We start from the raw sequence: 18,466 nt of genomic DNA, 5'->3' as shown, positions 1-18,466 counted from the left end.
GGAGCGGACGTTGCTAACATCAATTCAGAAGTTCAACATAGAAGAAGTTGTGAATAATTTGATTGGCTTATAGTGGTAAACCACGCCAGCATATCATCATGGAGGCTGTTTAATGAGTTGCGATTGGTGCCTAAATTTATGTGTTAAATACGTTATCCGCCAACCTGAACAATTACGTAAAGCAATCCGTATTGCTAAGAATGCGCTCAGTGAAGGGGTTCTGGCCGAAATTGATGCAGCGGATGACTGGAATCAATACAGCTTTCAAGAGTGTGCTGAAAAGATGATATGGGGTGATATCGTCGATTACCATTTTGTTTGTAGGCATTGTGGAACTAAGTTTGTATTAGGTGCTGAAACTTACCATGGCAGCGGTGGGTATTGGTCGCCCGAGAATGAAAAACCATCGGAAATAATTGACTAACTTCAGCTCCTCACCTATAGCAAAACCTCAGCGCCGCAGTTTGAACTAGATCTGTGCCGGGAACGGGCGTTTCATTCCAGCGATTATTGCCTTAAGAGTTAATGTTCGATTGTGATGAGGGCAACCACTATGCTACTGGATACGTTAAAAAGACTCGAATGTTCTCTTCATGGCAGTAGGCGAAAAAATCGGGAATGGCTTGAACAGATACTCCATGAGAGATTTAGCGAAATAACGCGTTCAGGCGTATTAGTTGATCGTGCAGAAACTATTGAAGCCCTTTCGGATGAAGATAGCGTTCCAGCTCTTATTAGTAGTGATTTCCGGCTTATCAGTGCTGGAGATAAATTCGCAATACTGCACTACAGAACTGTTAATCCAGATGGTAGTCGTGCATCCCTTCGTTCTTCATGCTGGGAAATATCTGAGAACGGGCAATGGAAACTGGTATTTCATCAGGGAACACCTGAGGCACAGAGCGTGTAGATGTCAAATACAACGTCCGCTCTTCGCTCAAAGCAGACGTTCACTTTTCCTGTCCCTCGAAAATGGCCTTCTAAATCCTGATCTCCACTTGCAAGCTAAGAGGGTATCTTATTTATTCAGTCCACAGCCCGGGTGCATATCCGGTCAGTAACCCTGTGGACAAAAGCGCGGCGGCGGCAGTATCCGCACACAGACGAGGCGGTCATAAAATGACCGCTTCGTCTGTTACTTCAGGTGTCCGCGCATTTCGACAGCACGCCGGTACAGGGCCACCAGTTCTGTATCTATCTGCTCGATCAGCATCCCGGCCATCTTCTGTGCCGGCGCCGCCCCACGATAAAGATGGCGCTTTATCATGCTCCGTAACAACCCTGCTTGCTGCGGAACCGCAAGAACTCGACAAAAACAAAAAATTAGTGATCGGTTGATAAATTGTGCCACCTATTTCAGTAATCTCGTGGTCCGTTAAAGCCCCTTAAATCTAAACCAGCATATACCTTTATATAGTTGAGAAAACGTATCTTTTTAAAAAAACCATAAGCTATTGTAATAATTGATAAAGATGGTATATCTCACAGATTGGCGTGAGCAGAGAAAAATTATTAGGAGGCTGCCGCAATGCAGTTTGTAACCAACGGGCCGGATATTCCGGATTCATTGCTGCAGGCACATGAAGAAGGACGTGTAGTGTTTTTCTGTGGTGCCGGCGTATCCGTCCCAGCTAAATTACCTGACTTTAGGCAACTAGTTGAGGAGGTTTTTAAGCAAACTGATCCGCGCAAGACCCCTCAGGAAGAGGCAACTTTTAATGATGGCAAATATGACGCCACCCTGAACTTACTTGAGCATCGATTACCGCAGGGAAGGATGGCGGTCAGGCGAGCATTAGTATATGCACTGACACGTCGGTCATTCCCTAAGTCAGCCACTGAAACACACTCTGCATTGCTTTGCCTATCCAGAACGCATGACGACAGAATGCGACTGGTCACCACCAATTTTGACTCTTTGTTTGAATTGGCAGGCAAGCGAGATCGGTACAAATTTCCCGTTTTCTGTGCGCCAATGTTACCCGTTCCTAAAAACAGCCGCTGGAATGGACTTGTTTATTTGCACGGAGCCCTTAACCAAAAGATGGATGAAACCGCGCTCAACCGCCTAGTTGTAACAAGCGGCGATTTTGGTCAGGCATATCTGACGGAACGATGGGCGGCGCGTTTCGTCAGCGAACTTTTCAGGAATTACGTTGTTTGCTTTGTAGGATACGGAATTAATGACCCCGTTCTGCGCTACATGATGGATGCTCTGGCGGCCGATAAGCTTCAGGGTGAAACGACGCAGCCAGCCTGGGCTTTCGCCAGCTTCTTAAGCGGTCAAATGGATGACAAACGCACGGAGTGGCTGGCAAAAGGTGTTACCCCTGTTCTCTATGAAGCGAAAGTATTAAAAAATAAAAAGCAGGATCACTCTCTCCTTCATAAGACACTTATTGCATGGGCTGACACATACAGGGATGGCGTAACCGGTAAAGAGAGTATTGTGCTCAAATACGCGTCTTCGCATCCATCAAAGAGCACTGTTCAGGATGATTTTGTTGGACGGATGTTGTGGGCGTTATCAGACAAATCGGGCTTACCTGCACGGCGTCTGGCAGAACATAAACCGGCACCACCACTGGAATGGTATTTCAAAGGGCTAAGTGAAAATCGCTTCAGCCAATCTGATCTCAAGCGGTTTGGAGTAATACCGCGCGGTAATGGCGACGAAAAACTCAACTTCAGCTTAACTTGCCGCCCATCACCTTATCATTTATCGCCGTTCATGATGCTTTTTGCTGGGGAGCATTATTACACGCAATGGGATGAGATGATGAGAAATCTGGCTCAATGGCTTTTGAGATACCTTGACGACCCAAAACTCCTTATCAGTTTTGCAAAAGGAGGGGCTCAATTAAATCCTTTCTTCAGAAACATGATTGCGAAACAAATTGTTCTTTATGCAAAACTGGAGCGGGAAGGTAATACATCTACACTCAAGGAAATCCGTCAGCATTCCCCTTCTGCCATTCCCGGCCCGCAAATGAAAAAGTTATGGCAGCTTTTCCTGAGCCGCCGCGTTGAACCTACGTTTACAAACGGTGAAATCGTTCCGTGGAAACTTCAGTTGGGAGTCGGGCCTCTCAGTGCAACAATGCGTTTTCAATTGCGGGAGTTGCTCGCACCTTGCATCCGTTTAGGCGAACCCTACGATCTCTCTTCACTTTCCAGGCAAGAAACAGAAAATGGCCAGACTGGCATGAAGCAGCTTGTGCAATGGGATCTTGTACTTTCGACTGCTAACGCCCGATCAATGTTGAATATTGGTGACGATGAGCCATTAAGGCAGGCTCTGCCCTCACTTTTCGATGACCTCCAGATATTGCTCAGGGATGCACTGGACCTGATGAAGATGATGTCTGATAGAGAAGATGGACCTGATTACTCCCACTTGATCCAGCCGTCAATTCAAGCTCACCCACAGAATCGTGGACACAGAGACTGGACGCTGCTTATAGAGCTATTGCGCGACGCTTGGTTAGGGTTGCTGGAAACTGAACATGTTCGGGCAACTCAGTCAGCAATTGCCTGGTTCCGGCTGCCATATACGCTGTTTAAAAGGCTTGCTCTGTTTGCAGCTAGTCAGGATAAAAATATACCCGGAGAGCAATGGGTATCATGGTTAACAGACAATCAAGCGCAATGGTTGTGGTCAGTTGAAACCGGTCGCGAAGTCTTCAGGCTACTTGTACTGCGGGGAAATGACCTCAATCCAGATGAGCAGCACCAACTGGAATCAGCCATCCTTGCAGGCCCTCCCTTTAATGAAAATGGGCATTACGAAACCGATAAACACGCCCAATGGCATCAATATAAGCAAATATGGCTTGCATTGGCCAAACTTCAGTCATCAGGGCTGAAGCTTGGTGAAGATGCATCTATATGCTTACAGACCATTTCCTCAATGTTTCCAACATTGAAGCTTGCATCCAATCAACGTGACGAATTCAGCTTTTGGATGGGTGCCTCGGGAGAAAGCGAACTGGAAGCGCGATTTAACTCTAACCCTGCTCCCACAAACTTTCAGGCACTAATTGAATGGCTCAGGGAAGATCCTAGGAAGCAATGGATGCCTGGAGACGATGGCTGGAGAGATGTCTGCATAGAGCATTATGACGAAAGCCTGAAGGCACTGATTTATCTGTCTGAAAGCAGTATCTGGCCAGAGCAGCGCTGGAGAGAGGCGCTACAGGCCTGGAGCCGGGATGACATGCCCATGAAAACATGGGATGCCGTGGCTACACTGATAAATGTTATGCCGGAGGATACATTACAGGCGTTGGCTCATACTCTTGGATGGTGGATAGAAAGATGTTCGAAGATATTAACAACGCATCAAGATATATTCAGATCGTTGTGCAAGCGAATGCTGGCAATCCCCATTAAGGCTGATTCTGGTACGCTGGTGAATGGGAAACCGATTGACAATCCAGTACATGAAGCGATAAATCACCCTGTAGGGTACGTGACAGAAGCTTTGTTTAATCACCTATTTAGCAATGAGATGCAGGATGATGATCTGCTTCCATCCTGGCTTGAGCCCTCTTTCACTGCCTTGTGCGACGTCAATACCCATAGATTCAGACATGGACGTGTAATCATGGCATCGAACCTTATCCCTTTGTTACGCATTGACCCCGTGTGGACAAAAGCTAACCTTTTGCCCTTTTTCAATTGGGATAACCCAGCAGAAGCAAGATCTGCTTGGTCAGGTTTTTTATGGTCCCCTCGGCTATACCAACCCCTGTTTGATATTTTCAAACAGGATTTTCTGCGCACGGTTGACCACATTGACTTGCTTGGAGAACATAAAAATCAGTACATCAGCGTACTGACTTACGCAGCGCTGGATATGTCTGAGAGCTTCACAGATTTCGAGTTCAGGGAGGCTTTTAATACCCTCACTAATGAGGATCTTGAAACGGTCTTACAGGCGCTAACCCAAGCACTGGAGGCTGCCGGTGATCAGCGTGAAGCCTACTGGGCTAATCGCATTACCCCCTTCTGGAACAATTTGTGGCCAAAATCAACAGAGAGAATAACACCGCGTATTTCAGAGTTGCTGGTTCAACTAATACTCTCTGCAGGTGATGCTTTCCCAGCCGGTTATAAACTCGTAAGGGCCTGGATAATACCTGTTGAGTTTTTACATCACCTGATTCATTTATTGTCTAATTCCGGCATGTGTAAGAAGTATCCAAAAGAATCTCTCGATATACTTACTGCACTAATTGATGATCAACCCCTTCCACCGGATGAGCTCAGCACATGTCTTGAGCAGATTTTTGCGGGCGATGCCACCCTTGAAAAAAGCCAGCAGACTGAACGCCTTAAAACCTATTTAAGGCGCAAAAATGGCTGAAGCAGATTGTTGGTAAAGAGGGTATCTTATCCCTTACTGAAAGGATGCCGCCGGTCGGGCGGCATCGGATGAAAATATCAGGGCCGGTAATCTTCCCACCGGCAGTCGCTGCGGTCACAGATGACGGGCGCATCCGGCGAACCGCTCACCGTCCACTCATCGAGGAATCGCAGGCCGGCCAGCGTCTCTGCCTCACGCTCTTCAAGCAGAACGATGCTTTTGAACCAGACGCTGCCCCGATCGAACTGCCAGTAGCAGCCCTGCGAACAGATGGGGCGCTCCGGTGGCCACCAGTTTTCGCCCATCCTTTCGCATTCGGCTTCGGCGAGCGTGAAGTCCTGCCCGCTTAGCAGCATGTGGTATTCGTGTGAGGTGCTGCCTGTCTGCTCCTGCCAGCTGACCAGCCATGTATTCATGCATCACCGCCCTGTTTCAATTCACTGATAGCCCATTCAATATGCCACCAGTTGAAACCCTCGCTGGCATCATGGCTATCTTCAGCAATCTCCATCGCCGATGCGATTTCTTCCCGCGTCAGCGTCTGGTCAATGCTGAGGAAGTCATCAGCAAGCCAGAAGGTGCCGCAGCAAAGTTCGTCATCCCCGATGGCGTCAAGACGCAGCTTAAATTCACGTACCGTCATTTCTCTCATGTCGTTATCCGGCGGGGCAGCCCTGCCGCCTCCCGTCAGCCGCCACAATGGCCGATGTTGTTTACTATCCAGTCCGGCCCGATCACATACCCAGGACACACGTGACGTGATCGAAGTTGCCATGCGATCTCTTGATCGCATCTGGCTTGAAGGGCGACGTTATATGAAGGCCGGGATAATGCTCGACGATTTTACGCCTAACGGCGTAAGTCAGCTGAATCTGTTCGATGAGAATCAGCCACGTGCCAACAGTGCGCAGCTGATGAAGGTTCTTGACGGGATCAATCAGTCCGGGCTGGGCAGTGTGTGGTTTGCCGGTCAGGGCGTGAATACGGAATGGAAAATGAAGCGGGACATGCTCTCACCGGCATGGACTACGCGCTGGAGTGACATCCCTGTGGCGCGCGTATTATAGAGCCCGATGTAAGAATCATATTTATCCACACCCTGTGCGTCAGCATTTAGTGAATCATAAGCACGACATCATTGTGGTTTGTTTTTCTTCCATGAGTCATTTGCCATGATCGCCGCCCGGGATACACATGCCCCCCACATCAGCTGCATAGCAATTTTGAAAACTTCGCTGGCACCTGGCATAAAAAATAGTGGGACGATAAAAACCACACTGAGCAGAAACCCCCATTCAGCTGTTTTTTTTCTGTCTTGGCTGGTTAGCTTTTGGAGCCCCAAAAATCCTGCCCCCATAGAAATTACCTTATTCATGACAACCTCATTAACTTAATTACCACCAAACATGCCTTTCTCATTGCTGCGTGTTTCATCCCTAGAGACACTCTTGACGGCTTCAATGGGTCCTCTTTACCTCTTACTTCAGCGATAAACTGGACTGCTATTTTCTGCTGACTAAGCGCATGGAAAATTTGAAGGAATTCTTTTACTAAAGCCTAAAATGTTTTCGAGTATGAATCAGCCTATACATCAGGTCCAATGTTTACTTAATTACCCAATCCAATGTTGCGGACTACTTCCAGATAAGCGAAATCTTACTGTGCATCAACAAACGGGCGCCATTCACATCGCTGACTTGCATCAACTGAAGGGATTGATGTCTGGCTCCCTAAAAAAGCAGGTAAATTGTAGCATAACAATAACTTAATAAGATAATATCTTAACAAGATATTATCTTATTTTTATAGTATATTATTAACATATCAGATAATTAAAACCATACAAATCAATTACTTAACATCATATTAATTTATTAAGATATTAACTTACTTGCAATGAAGTCAGATCAATGGCAATGTTAACTTGTTAACTTAACAACTTATTATGAGGCTGTGATGATAATCGTTCTGGGTAGTCAAAAAGGTGGCGTTGGTAAAAGTACACTTGCTGTTTCAATAGCAGCCTACTTATTGTCGTTAGGTCACAGAGTGCTGATTGTTGATGCTGATGACCAAAAGTCAGTTCTTACTTGGTATAACAGCCGACCTGAAGAACTACCTCATATCCCAGTCACAGGGGCTACAGGTAACATAAAAGCAATGCTGAAAGAGCATGATAAAACTTACGACTTTGTTATTGCCGATTGTGCAGGGCGTGACAGCGCTGAGATGCGTAGTGGATTGATGGCAGCAGATGTCTTCATTTCACCTCTCAGACCTTCTCAAATGGATCTGGATGTTGTGCCTCACACTTGCTCAGTATTTACCGCAGCAAAAGACTTCAACGAACAAGTTCGCGGCTATCTTGTTTTGAACATGACTCCAACAAACATGTTTGTTAATGAAGCCAACCAGGCAGCAGAAGTGCTGAAGGATTTCCCTGAAATGCATCTTGCGAAATCACGTGTATGTGACCGTAAAGCACACAGGGATGCATGGGCAGAATCCATGACAATTTTTGAAACGCAGAATGATAAAGCACAGCAAGAAATTGAGGCATTAGTAAAAGAGGTGATTCTGTGAGAAATCGAGCAAGCGTCCCACCTCGTGACGAAACAGCTTTCATAAATGGCGGCACAGCCGGTACAGATAAGCCTGTAAAAGCACCCGAGAAAACCCACTTAGTCAGTAAAGCTAAACCTGTTAGTGTCTCACTTTTTGAAGACAATCTGAAAGATATTGATGACATTATCCGGGAAGAAATGGTTTCAGGAAGTGCAAGGGTGAACCGTTCGGATGTGATGAGAGCAGCCGTTGATGCTTTAAAAAAGCTTACAAAATCAGAGATTTCTACCCTAATTCAGGAAGCCAAGCAAAGGCAATAACTTGTCAGGATAATATTTTAACAACTTATTATCTTAATAAGAAGTTATCTTATTAAGATAATAACATAATAAATTACGTCTTCTTCAGCATTGCTACAGCTTCATTGCCCGGCATATGGAACTGCACCCTGTGCCGGGCTGCCACGTCCAACGCAAACACCTTCGTGTAGACCTCAGTAGATTTCATGCTCTTGTGCCCCATCAGGCTCTGCAGCGCCTTCAGCGGAATGCCCGCATAAAGCATGTGCATGGCGTAGCTGTGGCGGAAAGTATGCGGCGTCACCGGCGGCGGCGGCGGCAGCGGCGGCGGCAGCTTCGTTCAGCCAGGTACGCACCGTTCTGTCGGTCATCGTCCAGAGCCTGACCTTCTCGGTCCTCCCCGTATCCGGATTGCGTCGCTCAAGCGGGATTTTAAGCGTAGCGACCATCATCTCCAGCTGGGCCACGTACTGCGCATCTGACAGCGGAAACAGCCGGTGAGAGACCACGCCTGACGGCGCCCTGCCTGGGCCGCGGGCCGCTTTTTCACCGCGCTGCTTCAGGGTGGCCAGTTGCACGTAAGGGTAGGGCGGCGCCAGGCTGAAATCCCCCCGCGCCAGCGCTTCATTAATGCGTGCACCAGTATTCCACAGTGTCGTGAACAGCATCTTGCGGTGCAGATCAGGTACGTAGTGAAGCAGCGCACTGACCTCCGGAGCAAGCAGATACTGCGGGTATTCATCATGCTGCGCGGCCATCTGGCGGAGCGCGAGCGCAGCCGGATAGTCAATGGCCACCGGCAACTGTGTAACAGATGCCGGTGGATAATGGGAGGGTAGTGTCATGGCAATTCCTGCATTTCTTTATGACAGTAACTCGGCGGTTCCTCAGGTTTCCGGACCACATAGGATGGGAAATCCGTAATGTCTGTCTCGCTAAAAGGAGCAAATTCTTCACCTGCAGGCAGACGCTGACGCATACCCTCAAGAACGGTTTTTTCACCTTCCGGCCCTGCTGCAGGCATTGAGACAGCCATACTCGCAGAATCAATACGCGAATAGTATCCCGACCCGCTTTTCCTCTGCGTAACTTTAAATGTAAGCGTCAGACCGGGGCTGGCGCTGCCATGGGGCGTCCATGTGGCGACACCCTGTCCGGTGGTCAGATCTGCTTCCCGGCTGAGAACAGTCCCGCGGACCTCCAGACGGGTAGGCAGGTGCGCCATACCATTCCCTGGCAAATCCTGGCGGCAGATTACTACGCTCCCTACCGGATAGGCCGCTTCAAGACGCGTCATTTCCTCGTTTGTTGCTGCGCCAGCCACAGGTATCAGCCCGAAACAAAGCAACACGCACACTGAATGCTTTAATAAAGCTGAATTCATTCTGAAACCACTCCGCCTGCAACTTTACTTGCATTACCAAAAGGCATGTCCCGTACTTTCTCAAGGTCTCCTTCCCAGTCTTTGAACCAGCAGTCGGGATCCTGGCCGGTCAGGAGTTGCTGGAGCCAGCCCGCAGTGTTACGGCGGCGGAAATCCTGGAACCACACAGGGTGATGCTGTCCGACCACAGACCAGAAATCAAAGCCGGATTCGTCAGGCTCCCAGTCGAACGAATTCATGCCGCGATGAGCACAGCTTTCTTTAATAAAGAGCAGGAATGACAGCAGCTTACCGCGCCCGGTTCCGCCGTTTCCATCATTGCAGAGCTTAAACTCTGCAGTCACGACTCCGAGGAGCATACGCCCTGTAGCGGGATGAATACGCAGACAAAGCAGTGTACCTTCATGGCGTCCCTTACTTATTCTGACAAACTCAAAAATATAGTTCGTGTCATCGCCGGGCGGCAGGAAAAATTCGTGATAGTCCATCCCCAGGTTGACCGTCGGAAATGGTTCACCTCTGCCTCCCAGCAACCAGCCGGCACCGGCATCAAAATTTTCGGCGATCGCATCGGCAAGACCGAACGGCAGTTCCTCACTGCCCTCCATAATATCCATCAGCAGTCCGGGCGACGTATCCAGTTGCCGGGCAAACTGGACGAGTTCAGGAACCCCTGCTTTATTCGCACGTCCGGACGTACGGTAATAGTTATCTTCTGTCAGCCGGTCAAACAGCCACTTCAGTCGTTTACCCGTTTCGTACTGCCAGCATTCCCTTTCTGACATCATGGGTCCTTCACTGACCACAGGCAGATAATACTCCCGCAGGGCGGTCCGTATTTCGCCTTCAAGCGATCGTTCGTTTTTTATTGCTGATTGCTCGATGCGCTGATAGAGTGCATCGTCGACATTACGGGCCTGAATTTTCGCCATGACTCAACCTTTATTCTTTATGCAGGCAAACGACAACAGGCTGGAAGAAAAACACAGCCTGAGTTGAAATGGGTTTTTTATCAGTGTATTCATTATGAATCAAAAAGTATACGCAATCGAAAATACCGCAATACTTTCAATTGAAACTATTCCTATCGCAATTACCGTACACCCTCACCTTAGTGATCCGACTTTTTCCAAATACTACAGTAACCGGAAGCACAGCACAGCGGCGGGCCGGGGCGAAGCCCCACTGTCAGAGTTCCTGCCCAGCCGGAACCCTATATCTGGTAGCCTGATCAGCTGATAACACCACTATATGTAGTGCCCTGTGCGGAAAACCGCCACCGGGGAGGAAAGATCTGGTTCTTCCTTTTTCCGGATCTGCGGAATTTAACAAACATGAACATGCTTAATGCATTCAATCAGACAGGAATAGTAAAGCTGAGAGGAAGAAACCTTTTAATGCAGCAAAAATAATTTTATGAAGAAAACCTGCATTACAGAGAGATATAGCGCCGTATGCAGGATTTATATTCATAAAGTATCAATCACGTCTGAAGGCTGAACTCCCGTGAGGAATAAACCTGATGCGCCGACGGGCTTCATTAAATGTTAGGGACTGGATGAACCCGGACTTCTTCAGCAGCTGTGCCATTTCAATGAGTGACTCCGAATAAGGCACCGAGCGGTGCGCCTTAGGACTGAGAAAAACACGGTATTCTTCGTCGGAAAGTGAGCCCAGAACCAGCTTAATGACCTGATGGGAGAGATCTCCGGCTTTAAGTGCCTGTAAGAGCAGCGCAATCTGCATATCATCATTATCCAGTACAGGCCCCAGATGCCTGAGCGACTCTGCAGGTATGAACATGGGCCCCTCAAATATTTCTCGTTTAAAGCCCCACAGCCAGCTAAGTGTTCTCAGGCCGGCAACTTTCATTAACTCATCATTGCTGAAAAGGCGGACTGCCAGCGCATGGTCAAATACGTCATCATTAATCAGGACCAGCTCAGGATCGTTCAGCAGTAGAGAGGGATTCTGGAAAACGAGAGCGGCCAGAAGCGACGTCAACCCTTCACTCTCAGCGTGAAACGCCTGATAAAGCTGTTCATAAACATCAGCTGAGGTATCTAGGCGCCCGTACTGTATCAACAAGGCAGCACGCTCCAGAGTCAGATCTTCCGGAAGGGAAGAAAGTATCAGCGGAATGCAGCTGAGCAATTTTATACGCGCGCGCTCGCTTACGTTGTCAGAATTAAAAAGCTGCTGAATCAGCAGGCTGAATGACTCCGGAGAGATTTCTGATATGTCTGCTTCAGTAATTTCAGTATAATTACGGTCGAACCACGATGTCAGCAATGAAATTGATATTCCATCCTGTTTTAACAGTCTGATTACGTTAGACCAGTCCGGTTTTATTCGATCGTATTTCATCAGGAGCGAATAAACGTAATCGCCGCCAGCATTTTCTTCATCATCCGTATCATATAAGCCCCGGTTATTTACCTTGCTAACGTCATCTATAATAAACTGCATTTGAGCAATAATTCCGCTGATGCTCTCAGATGTAACACCGTTTTCTTGCATCAACTCAGTTACGCGCTGATACTCCTGCGAGGGAATAAAGAACTCTGTAATAAAGGAGTTTATATTATCATAAACCATATCTGTCAGCCCTGGTACACCTAACATTTCCAGAGAGTACAGAGGTTCTTTGTTAAAGCTATTTCTGCCTAAATCTTTCTGTTCACAGAACGTCAGGTATATATTTCTCAGGTTAACTCCTGAATAGTCCCATTGCTTACTTTTGATGATTTTTTTAATTATTTCCTTACCCTGATCTGATATACACACATCAATTATAGAAATATGAACCCCCGTTTCGATAAAATTATTCATGAGTATCTGGCCGTAGTTTTCCGGAACAAGGTCAGGAAAAGTACCGTTGCCAGCGAGGACCGCACTGGCCCACTGACGCATCTCGGTTGTTTGATTATCCCACCGGAGGTCAGGGGAGCACATATGTATAATCAGCAGCTCGCAGGCAACCTTTCTGTCGTTCATCATGGTGAGGCGTTTAACAAATCCCCGGGCGTTGTCATAAATGCATGACATCTGTTCCAGATAACGTATTCGTTGTGGAAGAGTCCAGTTCACGAAAGTCTGTGACCCAAGCTGCAGCAGGTCTTCGCCATCTTCAGCCTGGAGCTGCATTATTGAGCGCAGTTTAGGATCATCATGCTCAAGCAGATAAAGTAGCACATCCGGATGCCAGGCCCGTCGCTCCATCATCAGTCCCAGACTGACCAGCTTGGCGATGACGTTCTCCACGCGGCTCAGCGGCATTGCCAGCGTCATGGCAGAGTGCCGGCTAATGCTGACGGCCTTTATGTACTCATTATCCTCACGGCTCAGGCTTCCAGCCCTGAATACTGATCGATAAAACATGTAGTCGGAGGCGACGTAGCCGCTTATCAAAAGGAAATAGATAAACTCCAGCTGTTCTGCACTGTTTTTAAACGATTCGGAGGCTGCCCCCGCCTTATGGATTTTTTTATCTGCCCACTCGTAAAAGCCTGCGCTCTCTAAAGTTTCTGCAAGGGCCTGCAGGCTGATGTTGTGCAGTGACTGTATGTGGCTTTTAATGAGCCTGATTTCTTCCTGCTTTTCAGAAATGATTCCTTCACTCCTCATACGGAGAAGTTCTTTCCTTCTGTCATAGGTCTCCCTCATACCGTTAATTTCATTGATACTGATAGTTTTGATATCCAAATTCCGTTGGACCAAACGAATTTGAAATGAATCTAAAGACATTAACTTATCGAATCGTTCCTCGTCATTAGCGAGAGAATCCAGTGAAATCACGCCGAGACCTGTTGCGTTAAAATGTAAGGTCCCTTTAAGCGCTAGTGATATGCAGTCAGATAGTATATCTTTCCTAACTTCCACCAATGTATCCGAGTCGTTCTCTCTGATAATATTAACTTCGCTTTCTATTTTTTCCGAATCATGAATTCTCTGGCTGATATAGTCTGACTTTAGTTCTCCGGAAGTAAATGACCTGACAAAGGAGTAGAGCACGCCTTTTTTTTCATCAATGCTGTGATAATCTTCAGCACAGATGTTTTTGTAGGCGATCATGGACAGGAGGCGCAGTATATTCTCACTGCCATTAACCAGATTCTGATAAACCCTGAACTCGTTTGCAATATTCCTCATAATGCGCATATCAGGTATGAACAGTGAAAGCTGACTGACGCATTTACTGAAACCTGGTCCATTAAGTTCTTCCTCCCTGAACATGCTGCTGAAATGCTCAGCGGCATTTTCGCTGTCCATGACAGGTATAACCGGTATCACAAAGTCGAAAAATTTGGTCCTTGCTTCAGCAGTAGAGAAAAGCCCGTCCCTGACGGCATAAATAAACCTGACGGGATCACCTTCTGGGCGGGTGTTATTGATAATCTGGTTTATTTCCCGGAGCTTGATAAAAATGGCACCGTCATTGTGGCGGTCCAGATCTTCAAAAATGACCACGTTGTACCCGGTCTGTTCGAAGAAATACACAATTTCGTCGATGTAGACATTAAGGAGGGATGGAGAAGCGGGGCGGGTTGATATGGCGCCTTTTAGCATATCGATCTTGTCGACGCTGACTCTACGGTCAAAGAGGCCGATACGGTGCAATTTTTTAACACACAGAAACAGTGCCGCAAAGAGTAGTAACCCGGTCAGGACCAGCCTGACTGCCGGCATTTCGATAAGATGATGGCTGATCGCCTCAGGCAGCGACAGCTTTTTCACGACGTAGTCCGGAAAGAGGCAGAGAAGGCCTGTCAGCATGACACTCAGGATGATAAGCAGATTCACGGCTACTGCAGCAACCTGAAATGAAGTGATATCGGAAATGCGTTCTATGCGTGAATAGGGAAGCGCACTCTTCTTTTCTTTGTAAAGCAGCTGCTGAAGGATGCTGTACTCGATGGTTTTTTCTTCCGCCGCCGCTTTTTTATCGTCGGCAGCGGTTGCTGCCCCATCCTGGCCGGCAGTCTCAGCTCTTGGACGCTGGACGGACTGCATCTCAAAGTCAGCCAGGGAGACGGTCATGATTCGTAAATCGTTATCAGGACACTCCTTCCAGGTCCGCAGGACAGAACTTTTACCCGCTCCGTAGGCTCCGGTTACGGCGATGTTTTTGATATCCCCACGGGAACAGGCAAAGTTAAGCGCATCCGTATATACGGCTGATTCCCCCGGCTCGATAATACTGGGCGTAAGGGCTTCATAATCATCAGTAGTACTTATCTCGTCTGTCTCGAGAGAGGCTGTGTGAAAAAGAACATCAGCTTGCTGCGGCGGTGTAAGCATTTTTGTCACCTGTTTATTTTTGTAATTATCATCAGTATATCTTCAGATTACGGGCGAATTCACTGTAATAACTCACCTTACGGGTGACGGTAAAATTGAAAGAAAAGGAGCGTAAGGGCCGGGCCCAGATCCGGAACTGACAGAAACCAGATCTCAATGCTGAAATAACGGGTGAGGGGCCCGAGCCCACCGCGAACGGTCTCCAGTGAAACTGGAGATGCCATAACCAGTGCTCCGGTATAATGCTGTCAGATGAGCACACACTTGAACCAACGGAGACGCAGAATGTCAGGCAGAAAAGTAAAGGATGGGAAGTCACCGGCTCCCCATGACGGACTGTTTAAAACCTTCCTGGCCCATAAGGATACAGCCCGGGATTTTCTGGCCCTGCATCTGCCCGCCGAACTGCTGCAGCTGTGTGACCTGACCACCCTGCAGCTGGAGTCTGGATCCTTTATTGAGGAAAATCTTCGAACCTATTTTGCCGATGTGCTGTATTCCCTGAAGACCACTGAGGGCGAGGGATACATTTATACGCTCATTGAACATCAGAGCAGTCCGGACAGGCATATGGCGTTCAGACTCATGCGATACTCCATTGCCGCCATGCAAAAACACCTAAACGCCGGTCATGAGCAGCTGCCGCTGGTTATTCCGCTGCTGTTTTCCCACGGTCGTGGCAGCCCCTGGCCCTACACGCTGAACTGGACTGAGCTGTTTGCCAGTCCGGGAACAGCACGAAAACTGTATACCGGTAATTTTCCGCTCATAGATGTTGGCGCCATCGATGACGATCAAATCATGAAGCACCGCCGGATGGCCCTGCTTGAGCTAATGCTGAAACACGCACAAACCCGCAATCAGCAGGGTGACTAGATGTTCGGTCACCCTGCTGATTGCGGGTTACACTACCGACGAGCAACTAGTCACTTTGATGAACTGGATGCTGCAGACGGGAGACACGTCCAGACCCGAAGCATTTCTGGAAGAACTGGCCCGACGGTCACCGCAACACGAGGTAATTTTTATGACTATCGCACAGAAACTGGAACAGAAAGGTCTTGAGAAGGGCATCCAGCTTGGTGAACAACGGGGCGAACAGCGCGGCATAGAGAAAGGACGTTCTGACGGTGAGCGCGAAGCGACCCTGAAAATCGCCCATACCATGCTGCAGAACGGTATCGATCGTAACACCGTCATGCAGATGACCGGTCTGAGCGAAGACGACCTGGCGCGAATACGTCACTGATTAACTTTCTCCGATTCTGGGTCACGCCATGAATCGCCAAGTACAGCCGCCCAGAGCATCATTGCCTCCACAGCTCCGTAATGCACAGGTCGGCCTGAACCTTCACGAACATTCCCGGCTTCAAGGCCGCCGTAGTGCCTTATCAGCACCTTGCCATCCGTATACTTTGAGCAACCCGGCCACCCATAGGAAAAGACCCGGATGGGCGCTGAGCATCTTACAGTATGGCGTCACGCTCCATTCTTTTTATCTTTTTGTCAGAATGTTCACTGTAGTCAGCTACTCACAGCTGACCGGCCCATTTTACCGGCTGCCTTCAGCTTCGCACTTTCGTTTCTTCTTATTCTGCAACTTTTTTGCGCTGAGGTGCCAGCTGTCAGAGAAAACACTGCCCGGAGTGCAGCGCCACCACCCACTACCCGCAGCGTATCAGCATCTGCGTCAGGCCCACCGTTAGGGGCGCCTCCTGCTAGCCCTCGCTGTCGAAAGCACCGTCTAGACAGGCCAGGGAAAGGCAGATGCTGTTCACCATCGAGTTGAGCGTAACCGCATGATGCCCAGTCCACTCCCGGTCAATCCAGCTCACCTCTTTCACGGTTTACAAGGCATAAGTCATCCGGAACAGGTCGTTCTGCTCAGAGAGCGAGTCAGAGCATGAGCGCCAGAGGTAGTGCAGCTCACCGGCCAGCTACGCGCTTGGGCCGTACTGGTGGCCCAGCTTCAGCCAGCAGACTCACCCTGAAAGTGCTGGAAATGGCATGGGAAACTCGCGGTAAACCGTGAGAGTGATGTTCCACAGCGTCCAGAGCAGTTATTTGAATAAGCTCAGTCGGTTTAACTATAACCGTTGCGCAGTTCACAAATTTTTTGTGGGCTGCGCAACGGTTGAACAAGCCGAAGGCGCGTTAGGCCAGTTGTATCCGGGCCAACCTGTTTTATCCACAAATGCACAGGCCCGATCCAATATAGTATCCAGTCAGATCCTTATAGTACCAAAGAGATCCCGGATCCCTGCAGGCCTTGCTGTGTCTGACGAAACTGGCGATCCCGATGTGTGCTGACGGGATATTTGTGTGTGCTGGCGGGAATAAGATGTGTGCTGGCGGGGTGGTAATGTGTGCTGGAGGGATGTATCGTGTGTGCTGGCGGGATAGCAGCATGAAACATCCACAGCAGCGTAAATTGTGAGGGGGATTTAGGTAAGGCCATGAAAGATAAATCATTTATAGGCGATGCGCTGTATAGTGATATGGTCAGTAAGGAAAAACAGCTCACAGTTAATTCTAACAATACCGTTCAGCCTGTTGCACTCATGCGGCTGGGCGTATTCGTGCCCAAGCCAACGAAATCTCAGGGTGAAAATAACGTTGTCGATGCCTCTGAGTTGTTTTCTCAGCTTGAGATAGCCCGGGCTGAAGGATATGACAACATTAATATAGCCGGGCCCCGGCTTGATATGGATTGTGACTTCAAGGTCTGGATCGGCGTCATCTATGCTTTCAGCAAGTATGGTCTCCATTCAAACACCATAGAGCTGAAATTTTCAGAATTTGCCAAGGGATGTGGATTTTCATCAAAGCGCATAGACGCCCGTTTACGTAATGCGATACATGAATCACTGGGTAAGCTTCGTAACAAATCAGTCTCCTTTAAACGTGGTAAGGACGTTCGTGGAAGCTATCAGACCGGCCTCCTGAAAACGGGCTATTTTGATGCGGATAAAGATATCGTTCAGCTTGAAGCTGATGAAAAGCTCTGGGAGCTGTTTCAGCTGGATTATCGTGTGTTGCTGCAGCAGCACGCGATTAAAGCTCTTCCCAAGAAGGAAGCTGCGCAGGCAATTTACACCTTTATAGAAAGTCTGCCGGCAAACCCTGTGCCCGTTGGGTTTTCGCGGCTTCGTGAACGTCTTTCACTCAACAGCTCCGTCAGTGAACAGAACCGCACTATCAAAAAAGCGCTAGAGCAGCTCAAGAAAATTAGTTATCTGGAATTTTCGCTAGTACGCAAGGAACGTGAAAATTACCTTATAATTCACAAGCGTAATCCAAAACTGAAGCCTCCAGACGTATAAATGTGCGCTGTTGGGAGAAAACGTGCCCGGCGCTTTATGATGTGTGCTGGCGGGTAAAGATAACCCAACGTCTTTATAATGTGTGCTGACGGGCAGTAACTTGCAGCGCTCGTGTCTGGCGCTTGAAAAGTGTGTGCTGGTGGGAAATTTTGTCCATTAAGCGCGCACGTTTTCAGCCTATTTAGCTTGCCCGTCCTGAAAATCTTTTACCTCGGGGCCTTTTCTG

13 protein-coding genes and 3 pseudogenes are annotated in these 18,466 nt (G+C 48.3%); 8 read left to right on the top strand and 8 right to left on the bottom strand.

Annotation, left to right across the window (positions count from 1 at the left end; translation table 11 throughout):
- Positions 1-112 precede the first annotated feature (112 nt).
- Together ACNY69_RS21150 and ACNY69_RS21145 are read left to right on the top strand one after the other, a co-directional pair.
- Positions 113-424: a hypothetical protein gene (locus ACNY69_RS21150; protein ID WP_105099641.1), complete on the top strand. Its 312-nt coding sequence runs from the start codon at positions 113-115 to the stop codon at positions 422-424.
- Between the two features lie 129 nt (positions 425-553).
- Complete coding sequence (locus ACNY69_RS21145) at positions 554-910, top strand: nuclear transport factor 2 family protein (RefSeq protein WP_105099640.1); 357 nt, start codon at positions 554-556, stop codon at positions 908-910.
- A 225-nt stretch (positions 911-1,135) separates the two neighbouring features.
- Here ACNY69_RS21145 and ACNY69_RS21140 read toward each other — a convergent pair whose 3' ends face one another.
- The gene (locus ACNY69_RS21140) at positions 1,136-1,267 is read right to left on the bottom strand and encodes a hypothetical protein (RefSeq protein ID WP_418800257.1); all 132 of its coding nucleotides are present in this window, start codon (positions 1,265-1,267) and stop codon (positions 1,136-1,138) included.
- 261 nt (positions 1,268-1,528) lie between these two features.
- Here ACNY69_RS21140 and dsr1 point away from each other — a divergent pair, with 261 nt between their 5' ends.
- Positions 1,529-5,368 carry an anti-phage defense-associated sirtuin Dsr1 gene (gene dsr1 / locus ACNY69_RS21135; RefSeq protein ID WP_418800254.1) on the top strand — a complete coding sequence of 1,280 codons (3,840 nt, stop codon included), beginning with the start codon at positions 1,529-1,531 and terminating at the stop codon, positions 5,366-5,368.
- Between the two features lie 77 nt (positions 5,369-5,445).
- On the opposite strand, the gene ACNY69_RS21130 is transcribed toward dsr1, so the two are convergent.
- Together ACNY69_RS21130 and ACNY69_RS21125 are read right to left on the bottom strand one after the other, a co-directional pair.
- Complete coding sequence (locus ACNY69_RS21130) at positions 5,446-5,784, bottom strand: hypothetical protein (RefSeq protein ID WP_418800251.1); 339 nt, start codon at positions 5,782-5,784, stop codon at positions 5,446-5,448.
- A complete protein-coding gene (locus tag ACNY69_RS21125; RefSeq protein WP_418800266.1) occupies positions 5,781-6,143 on the bottom strand; it encodes a hypothetical protein in 363 nt (120 codons plus the stop codon). The genes ACNY69_RS21130 and ACNY69_RS21125 overlap by 4 nt, the downstream gene beginning before the upstream one ends.
- Here ACNY69_RS21125 and ACNY69_RS21120 point away from each other — a divergent pair.
- Positions 6,109-6,435, top strand: a pseudogene (locus tag ACNY69_RS21120) (DUF4113 domain-containing protein); the annotation flags it as partial. The gene ACNY69_RS21125 and the pseudogene ACNY69_RS21120 overlap by 35 nt on opposite strands.
- Before the next feature lie 68 nt (positions 6,436-6,503).
- Here ACNY69_RS21120 and ACNY69_RS21115 read toward each other — a convergent pair.
- A complete protein-coding gene (locus tag ACNY69_RS21115; RefSeq protein WP_418800248.1) occupies positions 6,504-6,743 on the bottom strand; it encodes a hypothetical protein in 240 nt (79 codons plus the stop codon).
- A 581-nt stretch (positions 6,744-7,324) separates the two neighbouring features.
- Here ACNY69_RS21115 and ACNY69_RS21110 point away from each other — a divergent pair.
- Together ACNY69_RS21110 and ACNY69_RS21105 are read left to right on the top strand one after the other, a co-directional pair.
- Entirely contained in the window at positions 7,325-7,951 is a 627-nt protein-coding gene (locus ACNY69_RS21110) for a ParA family plasmid-partitioning AAA ATPase (RefSeq protein WP_418800246.1), read from the top strand.
- Positions 7,948-8,253, top strand: coding sequence for a hypothetical protein (locus ACNY69_RS21105; protein ID WP_418800243.1), 306 nt, complete (start codon positions 7,948-7,950; stop codon positions 8,251-8,253). Before ACNY69_RS21110 ends, ACNY69_RS21105 begins: the two co-directional genes overlap by 4 nt.
- A 73-nt stretch (positions 8,254-8,326) precedes the next feature.
- Here ACNY69_RS21105 and ACNY69_RS21100 read toward each other — a convergent pair.
- The 4 genes and pseudogenes from ACNY69_RS21100 to ACNY69_RS21085 all read right to left on the bottom strand — a co-directional run bounded on the left by ACNY69_RS21100 (position 8,327) and on the right by ACNY69_RS21085 (position 14,917).
- Positions 8,327-9,077, bottom strand: a pseudogene (locus ACNY69_RS21100) (tyrosine-type recombinase/integrase).
- Positions 9,074-9,616, bottom strand: coding sequence for a hypothetical protein (locus ACNY69_RS21095; RefSeq protein WP_418800241.1), 543 nt, complete (start codon positions 9,614-9,616; stop codon positions 9,074-9,076). Before ACNY69_RS21095 ends, ACNY69_RS21100 begins: the two are co-directional and overlap by 4 nt.
- Complete coding sequence (locus ACNY69_RS21090; protein WP_418800238.1) at positions 9,613-10,548, bottom strand: FitA-like ribbon-helix-helix domain-containing protein; 936 nt, start codon at positions 10,546-10,548, stop codon at positions 9,613-9,615. The genes ACNY69_RS21095 and ACNY69_RS21090 overlap by 4 nt, the downstream gene beginning before the upstream one ends.
- A 547-nt stretch (positions 10,549-11,095) precedes the next feature.
- Positions 11,096-14,917 carry a YobI family P-loop NTPase gene (locus tag ACNY69_RS21085; RefSeq protein WP_418800235.1) on the bottom strand — a complete coding sequence of 1,274 codons (3,822 nt, stop codon included), beginning with the start codon at positions 14,915-14,917 and terminating at the stop codon, positions 11,096-11,098.
- A gap of 285 nt (positions 14,918-15,202) precedes the next feature.
- Here ACNY69_RS21085 and ACNY69_RS21080 point away from each other — a divergent pair.
- Positions 15,203-16,166: pseudogene (locus ACNY69_RS21080) on the top strand (Rpn family recombination-promoting nuclease/putative transposase).
- Positions 16,167-17,373: 1,207 nt separating this feature from the next.
- On the top strand, positions 17,374-18,240 hold the full coding sequence (locus tag ACNY69_RS21075; RefSeq protein ID WP_418800233.1) for a RepB family plasmid replication initiator protein: 867 nt from the start codon (positions 17,374-17,376) through the stop codon (positions 18,238-18,240).
- Positions 18,241-18,466 lie beyond the last annotated feature (226 nt).

The organism is Pantoea graminicola (genome assembly GCF_048452665.1).
Lineage (GTDB): Bacteria > Pseudomonadota > Gammaproteobacteria > Enterobacterales > Enterobacteriaceae > Pantoea.
Note: the sequence above shows the minus strand (reverse complement) of the source record. Positions and strands in the feature narration are given on the sequence as shown.